This window comes from Fluoribacter dumoffii NY 23, assembly GCF_000236165.1.
GTDB lineage: Bacteria > Pseudomonadota > Gammaproteobacteria > Legionellales > Legionellaceae > Legionella > Legionella dumoffii.
The window spans coordinates 1,642,019-1,655,689 of the sequence record NZ_CM001373.1 but is presented as its reverse complement, the minus strand read 5'-3'; the positions used below and the strand labels follow the sequence as shown (position 1 = coordinate 1,655,689).

Here is a 13,671-nt window from a genome sequence, read left to right as displayed (position 1 = left end):
CGTGAATGTGATTGACAATTTATCAAAAATAATTGCATTCATTTGTTGATTGTTAATACTCGTTATGATTTAATAAGTACTCGAAACGAGTAATTAATTGGATTGAGTGAGTATACAGGAGTAACCATGAGAGGACATCAATTTAAACAGCAAATATTGTTCATCAGGGATGTTGAGCAAATTATTGGCCGAAACAGACTGACGCTACGGAGATGGTGGGCAACTGGAAAATTCCCTAAGCCTGTGAAGTTGAATAATAGTGTACTATCTTGGCACTATGATGTTATTGAGCAATGGATACATCAAAATCTTTATTTGAACAATTAATTTACTATTCAACTTTCTGTGGCCTATGAACAAATACAGTCATACTCATCAAACTCATTCACCGAGACGCCCCATCTTTTATTCCTCTAATGTTTCCATCTGTGCTAGTGCTTTAATGCGGCGTTGCTCACAATGGATACTATTAATCACTCCATCACTTCCAATAGGTTCAATGCCGAGTTCGGTTAATGAACGAATTAGATCTTGCATAATGGACTTTTTATTCAAAACAAATGTAGAGGCAAAACATCTCCAAAATTTCCATCCAGCACGTTCAAGGATTCTTTGCCGATTCATATCGTCTTCCCACTTCGACGCATCATGGTACCGATCCCCATCACACTCGATTGCTAATCGGGTGTCATTATGACCTTCTACTACCATGTCCAATCGGTAATTTCCGACTTTCACTTGTGGTATAACTCGATAACCACGTTCAACGAGTAAATCATAGATTTCCATTTCGAAACCTGACTCACAGAGTTCACGAAGATTTTTTACTTTTATTTCATCCTGAGCAAAAGGCGAATTAAAATGCTCAATCAAACCACGCCGTAAACGATCCACGGTACTTAAATCCTGGAGTTCAACACTTCGCACCAAATACATTCGATCACGAGCTCTAGAGGCAGCTACATTAAATCGTTGAGCATATGAGTCACGCGTATCGGCTTTAACGTTTTCCCGGGTAGCAACCATTGATAAAAACATAATATTTCGTTCTTTACCTTGGAAGGTGAGAGCATCCCCACAAGTGATTTGGTGATTTGTTATTTTATCGGGTGAGATCTTTTGTTGAATTAGTTCCCAAATTTTTCGTGCTTGTTCATTACCTAACAACGAAACTACACCAATTGTCCTGTTTGCCATGTTTGGGTCGTCACAGATTCTACTTATCTCATCAACAATAAATTTTGCCTCTGCAATATTTTCCTTATTATTACGAAATCCATCCTCAATAATAATATCTACTAATGGTGGATCTAGCCGTTCTGATTTTGTTGGTAATCGTAATGGTTTGAGTTCATGGTTGTAAAATTCACGTTTTGAATATTCAATAATAGGAGTTACACAACGAAAATGCTCACGTAACATAACTTGTGAATCAGCAAAAACAACTTTACACAAATCATAGATTGATCGCTCAGGTGACATGGCTTGTCTATATATTTCAACTTGATTTGTTAAAAACTGAACCATTAAATTATTTATCTTTTCTTCTTCTAGACCAACGCCATCAGGTGAAACTTGTTTATCATCACCAACAACAAGTAATTTATTTGCACGAAGAATAGCCGGAAGTGCGCTCAAATCTGATTGGGAGGCTTCGTCAATAATAACGAGATCAAAACATCCAAGTTCAGGAGGTAATGATTCAGAAATTCTATAATGAGGCATTATCCAGCATGGTATTGCTTTATTGGTTAGTGCTGCTGCATTTTTAGCATCACGTCGATAACGAATTGCTCTTTTACCTGTTCCTTTTCCTATTTTTGAAATTGCCGATTGAAATGCCTGTAAAGCAGCTCTAATGTCTGGTGTTGCATTCTTGGATAATTTTAACCATGTACGTTTAGCTACAGTATCTTGATAGGTTTTTGCTAACTCCCTTTCAATCTCATGTCTTTGAGACGTTAACTTTTTAAACTCATCAAAGTGATTAATTGAATGAAAGTAATTTGCTAAACGGCGAAGGCGCCAAGCTTGTTGCCAATCATCAGGAAGTAAATGATCTATTGTACCCTCTAATGGATTTTCCTGGAGCTTTTGTGCCCATTGAGTAGCGCCAGATTGCGATATTAAATCAGTTATGGATTGTACGTCATCAAAAGCAGGTTTAAGATTTTGAATACGTCGTAATTCTTCAATCAAGCTCGTCCATTGGTTTTGTAGTTCAATATCGTTAAGCGATGGATCACCCAATGTTTCAGAAAGAAATGTTCTGATGGCATTTGAAATTGGACCATCAAAGTCCAATGTACTTTTGAGGATATTTTCTCTATCGAACCATGCTTTCGATGAGTGATAGTAATTTATATTTTTTTCAAAAAAATCTACTAACTCAAGCAAACGATGATCATTTTCAAAAAGATCATTATATAAGTAGTTTTGTAATAATGAAGCTGACTGTTCTAAAATCTCTGATTCAAGCTCCTTACTCTTTTTAATTGCAAAATAAATATCCAGATCTTCTTTTATCAGTTTTAAAGAGTTAGCTTGCTCTTCATTAACTAATGTGAAGATTGACATTCCTGTAACAATTGAATTCCATCTCAAAATCAGTTCATTAGTTCGGTTACAAAATAAAACATAACGGTATACATATAGCCATTCTTCTTTGGTCTTGGCTGGTTTATTTAAAATGAAAATCTCATCAATTTTTTTAATTAATGATCGTTTAGTTAATATCCCACTTATACCAAACGGTTGCTTATCTTGGCTTTTATTGGCAATTGCTTGAATAACGTCCTCGGTTAATTGAAGATCTTTGGGTATTGAAAGAGGTTTTTCTAAAAAAGAATTTTTTTCAATACGTAATTCATTAACGTCAGCAGAAATTTTTTCGATAATATCTATTATTTGAGCTGTATCTGTACTTTTCAAAGAAAGGGCTAATGATTTAACCCAAGATTTATTTGCAGCTTCAATCTGCTTTCTTAGGTTTTGCAACTCATAAATGCACTGCAGAACGGATTCAATTACTGAAATATCTGTTGATATGTCTACAAACTGAAGAGAGCTGTCAGAAAAAACCTCTTCTTTCAGCGTCTTATTTTTTAATAATTTGGTATGTAAATTTAAAATGGTATTAAGTTTCGGAATTTGTTCAAGATTAGGTAATGATTTATTAAGATAAATAAGATCTGTTTGTAATTTACGCCGAGCTTCTCTCAAGTGAACTATGTCAGTATTATCGAACCTTGGTTTATTTTCATCTCCTATGGTAATTAAATCGTCAAGCCAATTAAATTCTCCATCTGCTTCAGCTATTTCCTGTGCAGCTTTTTCAGGGCGAATTTCTTGACCATCCATATAGATAGACTGAATATTATTTATAGCCCAATTTGAAATTGATCGATCAACCCATGCTAATTGAGCATGGAGTTTATCAATAAATAGCTCGTCATTTCGAATTTCACTTTCTAATTCAACACGATTAATAGTTTGTAGCTCTTGAGCAATTTTAGAAATCGCAAACTCAAACTGTTTCATTCCGTCTTGTTCATTAGTTAAGAGTGAAATAGCAAGAGGTTGTATTGAGGGAGGTAATTTTTCTTTCAATACAGATAGGGCTGGTTCTTTCATCGATGTAACAAGTACACGTTTACCATTCGCCATATAATGAGCAATAATATTTGCAATAGTATGTGTCTTACCTGTACCCGGAGGACCTTGCACAACAACTCCATTTGAATGTTCTAGTTTTTGAACTATTTTTACTTGTTCTTCATTAAAAGGAAGAGGAAAAAATAATTCTGTAACATCCGCACTTTCTGAGTTTGAGGAATAACTGATGCTTGATAAGCCTCGAAAGTTAGTAAGCTTTATCTCTCGATGCTCATTTAAAGGCTCAGTGATAATTTCTTTGATAATGCTTGTTATTTCGGGGTTCGTTTCATCTTTAAATTGTTTTTTGAAATTTTCTAAGTCTTGAATATAAAGACTCTTACTACGAGGTCTGGCAAATAAAATCCATGTATCAGTAACTTTTAATTCTTCACTAGCCTCGGGTAGTTTGCGATCATCTTCTTTGGTTTGGTCCGGCCAATAAACACCTTTAGAATCCAAATGTGTAACTGCTAATTGTAACTGTGGTTCATATGAAAGTCGTTCAAATGGCGATAAGTCTTGAGATTGCTGTGAAATCATATCATTGTATGCTTTCTGAAAGTCAGTTACCCCTAGATTATCTATAGACATATACACATCAATTTCAAACACTGGCTCGACAGATCGCCTTGGACGAATTTCAATGGACATATCTTTTTGATTTAATGAAATTTCAGCCGACTGAGTAATTAGAGGATATCTAATATTGAATTCTGTTCTTTTCCATATACCAAGTCCAATTCCCCATACTAATTCAATTTGTGTATCGGTAATTGCTCCTTCAAGTTGTTGTTTCAGTGTAAAAAGCTCAGAATATAATTTGATTGTAAGTCTACGTTTTTTTTCTTCGGTTGACCAAATAGTCCATTGATTTTTAAGGTAATTTTGAAAGAGAGTTTCTATAGTATCGCGATCTTCATATTCAGATAAAAGAATTATATTCTGTTGTTTTTGTGAATTCTCAGTAACAGGATCGATAGAGTCATAAATTTTATCTGACTCAACAGCTTTTTTTAACTGAGGTTCTGTTTCAACTTTATTCGATAAATCTAACCATACGATTAATCGATCATCTTCCGGTATTGGTGGTGATGTTTCGGTTAATCTTTCAATTCGTAACCATACCTCATCTTGATCGTCTTCACTTGTGTCGAAATGAACTCCTGGTAAAGAAATTAATTCATGCTCGAAACGTTGGAATATTGCATGCTTACTGACATCTTTGATTGGGTTAAGTTTTAAACGAGCAGATTGCTGAGCAAACTCAATAAGAGATAAAAAGCGTTCCTGTTCTTTAGTTCTAGTTAGTTGTTGAATAGACTCATCGACATCCGCATTGGAGTAATTTTGCATTAATGACCTCAAATCTTTAGCTCGTTTGTTTTATCTTGGATGTTGATTAAACAACATCAAACCCATAGAAATTCTTATCACACAATTCCATAGTATTTTTAGAAGTTATGTGTGTTTTGATCTAAATTTGATCGAGTGCGCAATATTACATCAATGATGTGTTTAATTCCATCTATACGAAATGCATAAGTTGCTCATATGGAATGGTTACTAAGAGTAATAATTTGAGCTTTTTATCAGGTATCATATTGTATATAAAGATAAAGATTTGCTCAGGCCCCTATATGTCAGCCTAATTGAGTATATAAAAAAATAATTTTTATTATCTTAAAATACCTATTCGTTTCAAATTTATATTATAATTTGAATATCAGCAGATGATATCTTTGGATTTTTAATGAAGGATGTAGGACTAGAAACATTACTTGCATTAGATGGTACAGAATACACAGAGGAAAATGGCTATTGGTATAAAATCGAGGCTTTTTTAATTGAGCCAACTGAAGAGCGGCCTCACGGTATTAGATATAATTTAACTCTTCATGATAATCACAATCAGCGGATTTTAGGTTTTGATAACGCACATGGAATTAAAGTTAAGGGAAGTGGTCGGTACTCTGGACGTATTATAAAGTATGATCATGTTCATACATCAATAAGTGATAAGGGAACTCCTTATGAGTTTGAGAGTGCTGAGCAACTTCTAAAAGACTTTTTTAAAGAAGTGAATTCAATTATTCAACTATTGAATAATGGAGATAAAAAATGAAAACACTACAAGTTGGTATTATGTCACGAGAGAAATTTCAAAGTCGTACTATTGAAATTGCTGCTGGACGTTATATTCCCAAAAAAAATGAACCAAAGATTTGGTTTAGCTCTATCAAATCACTTTGTGAAGTATTAAATGAAAACAATATGAGGCTATTAAAAATAATTGATGAGTTAAAGCCTGAGTCAATTAAAGAGCTTGCTATCTTAAGTGAGCGTGAGCCAGGTAATTTGAGTCGTACATTAAATACAATGGCACGTTATGGAATTATTGAAATGAAGAAGATTGGTAAAAATTCTAAACCAATTGCTAAGGCTTTAAATTTTAATATTCAATATAGTGTGGCAGGATAGAATTATATCTTTTTTGCTTTCCCTGCAATTAGCTCATAGAGGTCTGATCAATGTTGACAATTAGTCCACTATCTTTTAATTGTTTCAATTGTTCCTGAAAACTAAGAGCGGGATTGAGGTATTTTATTTTTGTTTTATTGGTCGTAGCGCACATATAAAAAAACCGCCAAGGTTACGCAAGAGCCGAAGCTCTCTAGGCGTGGCGGTTATGTTATCTAAATTATGCATTCTTTATCACAGTTTTGTAAAGCGGCCGTGACTTCAGAATTGTGTCCAATACATTCTTGAATGCATATAGCCCATTTCTCAAGAGCTTCTTTTCTCTGAGGTAGCATTTCATTTTTATTATAGGTTGCCATAATTTTCGGCATCTTATGCCCTAAACATTTTTCAATTACAACTGGATCTACATGTAAAGACTCACCCAATTGTGTGGCAAAAGTACGACGTAGATCATGAGCAGTCCACTCAGGTATCCCAACTCGCGTTTGAATTCTTCTGATTGCTCTAGGAAGGGCATGTTTATCAAGAGGTTGATCCTCAATCAAACCAGGTAAGACAAAAGATGAAGTAGTCACACTTTTCAATTCTTCAAATATTGATTTAGTTAAATTTGTTAAATGAATTTTAACTGTTACTGCACCTTTGGTATGTTCTGGAGGAATTGTCCATAGTGAATTGGCAAAATCAATATTTTTCCACTGCGCTAGTCGGATTTCTGCAGTTCTAACTCCAGTAAGGATTATTATTTTGATCGCATTTTTTGTTTGTAAAGACATATGGCATAAATCACTGTTTAAAAAATGCCAAATTTTGTTTATTTCATCTAGGGTTAGATAACGTTCTCGAGGTTTTTCAGGCCCACCGATATCACGCGCACGTATATGGGTAGCAGGGTTTTGTTGCATTCTACCTCGGCTTACAGCGTAATTAAATAACTGTTTTAATGTACTCAAGATCCGATTAGCAAGAATAGGGGCGCCACGTTTAACGATAATATCCAAAGCCATTGAAATGTCTAATGGTTGTATTTTTTCCAATTCTAAATCGCCAAGAAGGGGAATGATATCGGCCTCAATTTGATATTTAATTTGGAGTGGCTGCTTACGGTTTTTTTCAACATAATTCTCATACCAGGACGTTACAAGCTTTGCGACGGTATACTTTTCTCTATTTAGTTCCTGCTCTATAAGTAGTTTTGGATTAGTTCCAGTGCGGCGTATTTCTCTTAACTCACCAAAGCGTTTTCTGGCTTCAGCGAGTCCCATGTTAGGATAATGGCCAAAGATAATATAATCTTTCTTATTATTTATCTTATAGCGATAGATCCAGCTTTTTGTTCCGGCTGGATAAATTAAAATACCAAACCCTCCACCTTCAAATTTTTCAACTCTTTTCTCTTGAGGTTTTAGTCTCTTAATAAAGGTGTCTGTAAAGTTAGTCATGAATAGTCCTAATTAATATTCAATGGGTACTTTAGTGGGTGCTTTTTTCTGTTCTTACATGAAAATAATGATAACTCTTTGATACTGATAATAACGATAAAGTTATTTACTAGCAAGGGTTTGTGAGGGGTTTTGAGTTTTTTTAATACTAGTTGATATCAATAAAAAATTGTTTCGTAATCAAAAGGTCGTGTGTTCGATTCACATCAGCGGCATAGTAAAATCAATAGCTTATGCCATTAAAACGTAATTTTTGAATAATTAAAAATTAAAACGCCGTTCCACCATCAAAATCAAAGGTGGAACGGCTGGTACAATTAGAACAGCTGACCAGCAAGCGTAGGTCAGGCGCTTCGCACGACACTCCCTTTTCTTCATTAGACACTAAAATCAAAACGGTTACATACACTGTCTTTACCGAATCTAATCAATCAAATATGAGTTAATGGCATGTCGGGCGAAGCGCCCGACCTACGCTTACTGTTTTTACTGATTAAATTTAAGAGAGGGAATTAAAACAGGGTGCAACTTGGCTGGGGTGGGGATAGCTGGTTTTCAAGCAAAGAAGCACATTGATTTATCAAGCGTAAAATCATCTGTGCTCTACTTTCGGTAGAGGTAAAGCTAAAAAAGCGTAAATTACAGCCAGATGTATTATCCAAGGCATGTTTCATGCCTGCTTTGAAATCTTGCATCATCCCTGTAACAGTTTCATTAAAATAACAAGTTTTGATGTTTTTTTCTGGGTTTGTGCCAGTAAGGAAAGCCAGCATATCACCTACATCGTCTTTGATCTTATCAATGTCTTTTTCTGAAATAGAGGTTCTTAGTGTATCACTCTCATCATTAGAAGTAATCAAATAGGAAACTGCCAATACTGAACTCTCTAGTACGTCGGGTTCGCGTGGAAGTGTAAATTCAACTTGGTTATGGTTGGTATAGAAATACAGCACTTCATATAATTGTAATAATAAGATACCGATACTGGCCTCTTTTTCCTTTGGATCTGATATTTTAGGCAATTCATCAAGCGCAAATACAGTTATAAGGTGTATTATTTTTAGGGGGTTTACTGAGTCAAAGTGTATAGTTCTTGTCATTAGGTAGTCTTTGAATGACTCTTGCGCTTCATTTTTGGTTAATTTTCTATCAGCTTCCAGAAAGCGTTTGCATACTAACATGCCGTGATGATTAGTAAAACTAAGCAAATATTGAAGTATTTCATTCGGTAAATTATCAAAAGGATTTATAGAGTCGGATGTTAGCATTGTAGTCGTTTTCATTTAGTTCATCGTTCAGGAAGTGTTACAGATTTCAGTGGAAAATACTACCATGGTGAATAGTAATTGTACATTCATTTCATGATAGCAAGCGCAGGCACGGTCCTTAAAATCAAACAAAATTTTTATTAAAAGCTTGCTTTTAAGGACGCCAAGCTCTCATTAGAGTTTTTGCAACAAGAGCAGGATAAAGTCTGAAAAAATCGTCTGTCCGCTCACAGGTTAGCATTCAAATTGATCTAATAATTCGACCTGTTCGTTAAGATTTATCATCAGATTTTGCCAATATACAGGCTTATTAAACCATGGAAAACTCGAAGGGAATGCGGGATCGGCCCAGCGTTTTGCGATCCATCCCGAATAATGCAGCATACGTAGTGTACGTAATGGTTCGATTAAATGGCGTTCACGCGGGTTAAAGTCATGAAATTTACAATAACCTTGTAAGATCTTATCCAGTTGCACATCCATTTGTTTTGGTTCACCTGAAAGTAACATCCAAATATCCTGTATCGCAGGGCCCATGAGACAATCGTCTAAGTCAACGATATGAGGACCTGATTCGCTCCATAATACATTTCCTGCATGACAATCGCCGTGCAAGCGGATTTGATCAATATCACCTATAGACTTAAATATCTGATTTACTTTCTGTAATGCTGTTTCAACTGTTTTGCAAAAATTAGATGTTAAGTAATCAGGAATAAAACTTTGTTCAATGAGAAGTTTGTAGGGATCATGGCCATAACTTTGGGGATTTAATTGGATGCGATGGTGAAATGACTGGCATGCACTAACTCTATGTAAGCGCCCTATAAAGCGCCCCATCCATTCTAGTTGTTCGCTATTATCCAATTCTAGTGCGTGGCCGCTGCGCCTAGGAAAGAGTGCGAATCTGAAATCATGATGATGGTGTAAGGTTCGGTCGTTTATAATTAGGGGGGCAATAATGGGAATTTCATGTTGTACTAATTCAAGTGAGAATTGATGTTCTTCTAAAATAGCTGCTGAACACCAGCGATTCGGTCTATAAAATTTAGCAATGAGGGGCTCAGCATCTTCAATTCCTATTTGATAAACGCGGTTTTCATAGCTGTTGAGTGCGATTAGGCTGCCTGTGCAAAGAACCCCCGTGCTTTCAATTGCATCCAAAATGGTATTGGGATCGAGTTGCGCATAGGGGGTTTGATTTTCGTGATTCAAGTGCAAATTCTCTGATAGATAAGTATAGAGATGTATTATACAGATTGTATTGCAGCAAGCGTAGGTCAACAGCTTGAGAGATTATCAAGAAATACTCTTTTCCTGTTAATTGATTTACCAATGGGTTACACGCTTTTCATAGAAAACATGAGCCCATAAAATGATGAAATAACGGACCAAGAAATTTGTGAATCTGCCTATATAAAACTTTTTTTCGGTATTTCGGTACACATACAAAATGATATTTGCAGTCCATTTAGAGTGGCTTAACTCATCGTACGATGATAGTACCATTGGTTAACTCCTGTGTAACCGTCAAGTCCACAGGTGTATTCTGGCACCGTCATTAAATCTAAAGGCATAACCTTCGAAGTCTCACTGGTTAATCCAGTGACTTACCTGTCATAAAGGCTAAAATGCCGAAAATATGGCTATCAATTTCTTCAGCCACCCATTCTTTGATGAAATTTTATAGCCTTTATAAAGGGGAACTATATCTATAGATTTATTTTTCTTAGTAGTTATTGTACCGATCAATTGATTTTCGGCATCGATATTAATTATTTTCGTTTGAAAATAGCCCTTGATATAAATTTCTCCCCCTGCTTGACGCCTGTATTCTAAATGACGATAACGTTTATCATAGGTCGGGCGAAGCGTTCGACCTACGCTTGCTAATATGGACTATAATTATCAATTCATATTTATATGCAGTGTTTGTAAACAGTAAAGATGTCCTCGACAATTCTCTCAGAAAGGTGAATATATGGCATTTATAGAGGCATTTGTAGAAGAAATAGTTCCTGTGGCACAACAACGTCTTGTTACCATCAGAAATGATGCTCCCTTACTGGAAGCTGCTAAGTTTCTTGATGGCCGACACATCAATCTTGTTGTGGTTTGCGACAAGGGAGGGGCAATGGTTGGTATTATTACTCGGACAGATGTTGTTCGTATGATGGCTATTTGTCAGGGTTGTAATTGTACTGTTCCTGTTGCATCGGTGATGACCAAAGAGGTTGTCTATTGCCTCCCAACCTATCGGCTGCGTGATGTATGGATGACTATGAAGGAGCAAAATCTATTGCATGTTCCTATCGTAGATGAAAAGTTTAAACCCATTGGTGTAATAAACGCGCGTGATGCGCTTTTGGTTCTTATGGAAAAAGCAGAGATAGAGAGCTCTTTATTACGTGATTACATCATGAACGTTGGATATCGATGATTTGATTCTATCCGCTGTGAAGGTTAAAAAAAACATTATCGACATGCTGGACAAAGAATGGTTCAAGCGAATAAAGTTATGAAGTGGCCTCGATCAAGCTCATATTCCATCTATAAGGATACCCACAAACGCTAACGGAGTCTGCCTACAATAGAACACACGCGGTTTCGCCCCGAATTTTTTGCTTGATACAATGCTTTATCAGCTTCATCTAAGAATTCTTCTACTGTAGAATGTGTAACGTTCGAAATATATGCTCCTATTGAAATGGTGTAGTTAATCTTTTGTCCAGAGGGCATGTCTAAATGATTATTTTCTGCGAGAGAGCGAAGCTTTTCCGCAGCCTCAAGCGTATTTTTCTCCGAAACATTAGGTAAAATAATAGCAAATTCCTCGCCGCCAATTCGACCAACCAAATCAGTACTCCGTAAATCCCTCCGCAAAAGTGTGCTAAAATGCTGTAAAACTAAGTCACCTATTTTATGTCCGTGCATGTCATTTACTTTCTTAAAATAATCAATGTCTACCATCAAAATAGCTATATTGTATTTCATACGTCTAGCACGTTTAAATTCTAACTCACCTTGCTCAATAAAATATCTTCTGTTATTTAAACCTGTCAGAGCATCTTGATTAGCATGTTGTTCTAATTTGGCTACCAAGGATTTTTGCTGGGTTATATCCATAATTTGCGCAATGAAGTATTTTACTTTTTGATTTGTATCATGCACTACGGAACCTGTTAATAAAATCCAAATAATGTGGCCGTCTTTATGATAGTATCTTTTTTCTAATTGATAACTACTGAGCGTTCCATCCAATAATTTCTTCACGTACTCCAGATCGGTCTGGAGATCATCAGGATGGGTAATGTCTATGAATGTTTTTTTCGACAGTTCCTCCGATGTATATCCTACAAGCTGACATAGTCCCTTATTGACCTGTACAAAACGGCCGTCAATGTCAACAATTGCCATCCCTATAGCAGCAGCTTCAAATACAGAATGAAAACGTTCTTCAGATTCTCGCAGTACATCCTCTCGAACTTTTCGTTCAGTAATATCGGTTGATATACCGCACAAGCCATATATCTTATGGTCATTGCCTTCTTCATATAGCGGGGTTTTTACCTCCCAAAAGACACGAGGATGCCCATCGCTATCTGTGGAGTGAATTTCTTCTTGCGTGGTGATTTGCTGGTAAAATACCCTGTTATCAATCTCATGCAATCGTTTGACGGTGGCCTCAGGAAAGAAATGATTATCATCCAAATTCGCCAGTTCTGATTCAGAACATTTAAACAGGCTAAGCGTTGGTTTGTTAGCATAGATATAGCGATGATTGAGGTCTTTCATATACACATATACTGGGATATAATCTAGAGCATCGGACAAACGTTTTGCGTTTGATAAGGCCGCTCTCATCTTTTTTCGTGCTAATCTGAAATATTCCCCCACTAACGAAAAAATAGCCCCATTAACACAAAAGTAAATAAGCGTTACAATGGAAGTATGTTCGTCAATGTAAACAGGTTCAGCAAAACTAGAATAATATAAAAACAAACAACTAAAAAATGTTGCAAATATTCCTAGAAAAAAACCGCCCCATAAAGCAGGGAGCATCACTGCGAGATAAAAAGGTCCAAACCCTAAAAAAATAGAATAAAAATTCCATGCTAAGATGCGGACTAATCCGAAAATAATAACCAGAATGCTTGTTAAAATAAGCTTGACAATTATATTTGCATCCGAAAATTGTTTCAAATTGCTTCCTATCGCAAAGGTGATACCCATATGGTAAATCTAACACAAAATTACAGGTATGCTAGAATGGCCAGATAATGAGCCTACATTGTTCGAGGAAGATCCGAATGGTTCTTCATTCTTTTAGGAATTACGGGATTCAATAGCTATACAAAATACTCCGATGATTCTCTTATTTGTTATAACAAATACAGGGCATTCAATGTTTATTTAAATAGGTTAATGCATGGGCAAAGTACTATTTTGCCTCAATGCTCTGGTTAACGTTGAATAAAAATGATGATGAATTTCCAAAGTAATCTGCACTGCCAAATTGGCGGTATCCTTGATTTGTTTCCCGACTTATAACTTCAGCCATAAGGGGTAGAATCAAGGTGACTTATCACAAGAATCAAATTACGGTTTTTCTGAACTGCTCAGGATCATCAGATGTAGCAAACATAGTCCGGGCTTTGCCGGGACTATGCTTGCTTTGACCTCTAATGCTTTTAAACGGTCTTTAAAATTGACAAGAACATAGCGCAACCAAATACTCTGAACGCCGCTAGGAAAAATAAAAAACATTTTGTTTACGAAGCTCGTTGCTCATGCGTTGCTAACCCTGGGCCGGAATGTTATCG

At 35.9% G+C, this 13,671-nt stretch carries 10 protein-coding genes; 4 read left to right on the top strand and 6 right to left on the bottom strand.

Annotated elements, in window-relative coordinates; genetic code table 11:
- Window positions 1-126: 126 nt before the first annotated feature.
- On the top strand, window positions 127-327 hold the full coding sequence (locus tag KYQ_RS07440; protein ID WP_019349809.1) for a helix-turn-helix transcriptional regulator: 201 nt from the start codon (window positions 127-129) through the stop codon (window positions 325-327).
- Between the two features lie 78 nt (window positions 328-405).
- Here KYQ_RS07440 and KYQ_RS18265 read toward each other — a convergent pair whose 3' ends face one another.
- Window positions 406-5,010: an AAA domain-containing protein gene (locus KYQ_RS18265; protein ID WP_019349808.1), complete on the bottom strand. Its 4,605-nt coding sequence runs from the start codon at window positions 5,008-5,010 to the stop codon at window positions 406-408.
- Between the two features lie 397 nt (window positions 5,011-5,407).
- Between KYQ_RS18265 and KYQ_RS07430 the strand changes: the two genes are divergently transcribed.
- Both KYQ_RS07430 and KYQ_RS07425 read left to right on the top strand, forming a co-directional pair.
- A complete protein-coding gene (locus KYQ_RS07430) occupies window positions 5,408-5,779 on the top strand; it encodes a toxin-antitoxin system TumE family protein (RefSeq protein ID WP_019349807.1) in 372 nt (123 codons plus the stop codon).
- Complete coding sequence (locus KYQ_RS07425) at window positions 5,776-6,135, top strand: HVO_A0114 family putative DNA-binding protein (protein ID WP_019349806.1); 360 nt, start codon at window positions 5,776-5,778, stop codon at window positions 6,133-6,135. The genes KYQ_RS07430 and KYQ_RS07425 overlap by 4 nt, the downstream gene beginning before the upstream one ends.
- 215 nt (window positions 6,136-6,350) lie before the next feature.
- Here KYQ_RS07425 and KYQ_RS07420 read toward each other — a convergent pair whose 3' ends face one another.
- The 4 genes from KYQ_RS07420 to KYQ_RS19700 form a co-directional block, all read right to left on the bottom strand.
- Window positions 6,351-7,580, bottom strand: a complete 1,230-nt coding sequence (locus tag KYQ_RS07420) for a tyrosine-type recombinase/integrase (protein ID WP_019349805.1) — start codon at window positions 7,578-7,580, stop codon at window positions 6,351-6,353.
- A 512-nt stretch (window positions 7,581-8,092) separates the two neighbouring features.
- Complete coding sequence (locus KYQ_RS07415) at window positions 8,093-8,863, bottom strand: F-box protein (protein WP_231294629.1); 771 nt, start codon at window positions 8,861-8,863, stop codon at window positions 8,093-8,095.
- A 219-nt stretch (window positions 8,864-9,082) separates the two neighbouring features.
- Complete coding sequence (locus KYQ_RS07410; RefSeq protein WP_010653197.1) at window positions 9,083-10,063, bottom strand: serine/threonine protein kinase; 981 nt, start codon at window positions 10,061-10,063, stop codon at window positions 9,083-9,085.
- Window positions 10,064-10,199: 136 nt separating this feature from the next.
- Window positions 10,200-10,319, bottom strand: coding sequence for a transposase (locus tag KYQ_RS19700; protein ID WP_081465856.1), 120 nt, complete (start codon window positions 10,317-10,319; stop codon window positions 10,200-10,202).
- Between the two features lie 510 nt (window positions 10,320-10,829).
- Here KYQ_RS19700 and KYQ_RS07405 point away from each other — a divergent pair.
- Window positions 10,830-11,288, top strand: coding sequence for a CBS domain-containing protein (locus KYQ_RS07405; RefSeq protein WP_019349804.1), 459 nt, complete (start codon window positions 10,830-10,832; stop codon window positions 11,286-11,288).
- A 131-nt stretch (window positions 11,289-11,419) separates the two neighbouring features.
- Here the strand turns inward: KYQ_RS07405 and KYQ_RS07400 are convergent, their stop codons facing one another.
- Window positions 11,420-13,051 (bottom strand): diguanylate cyclase, encoded by a 1,632-nt coding sequence (locus KYQ_RS07400; RefSeq protein ID WP_231294627.1) that lies wholly within the window; start codon window positions 13,049-13,051, stop codon window positions 11,420-11,422.
- Window positions 13,052-13,671 lie beyond the last annotated feature (620 nt).

What these genes read in the sequence shown, in the direction of transcription:
- KYQ_RS07425 (WP_019349806.1), top strand. Translation starts at nt 5,776, where the DNA reads ATGAAAACACTACAAGTTGGTATTATGTCACGAGAGAAATTTCAAAGT.
- KYQ_RS19700 (WP_081465856.1), bottom strand. Translation starts at nt 10,319, where the DNA reads ATGGACTGCAAATATCATTTTGTATGTGTACCGAAATACCGAAAAAAA.
- KYQ_RS18265 (WP_019349808.1), bottom strand. Translation starts at nt 5,010, where the DNA reads ATGCAAAATTACTCCAATGCGGATGTCGATGAGTCTATTCAACAACTA.
- KYQ_RS07420 (WP_019349805.1), bottom strand. Translation starts at nt 7,580, where the DNA reads ATGACTAACTTTACAGACACCTTTATTAAGAGACTAAAACCTCAAGAG.
- KYQ_RS07440 (WP_019349809.1), top strand. Translation starts at nt 127, where the DNA reads ATGAGAGGACATCAATTTAAACAGCAAATATTGTTCATCAGGGATGTT.
- KYQ_RS07415 (WP_231294629.1), bottom strand. Translation starts at nt 8,863, where the DNA reads ATGAAAACGACTACAATGCTAACATCCGACTCTATAAATCCTTTTGAT.
- KYQ_RS07405 (WP_019349804.1), top strand. Translation starts at nt 10,830, where the DNA reads ATGGCATTTATAGAGGCATTTGTAGAAGAAATAGTTCCTGTGGCACAA.
- KYQ_RS07430 (WP_019349807.1), top strand. Translation starts at nt 5,408, where the DNA reads ATGAAGGATGTAGGACTAGAAACATTACTTGCATTAGATGGTACAGAA.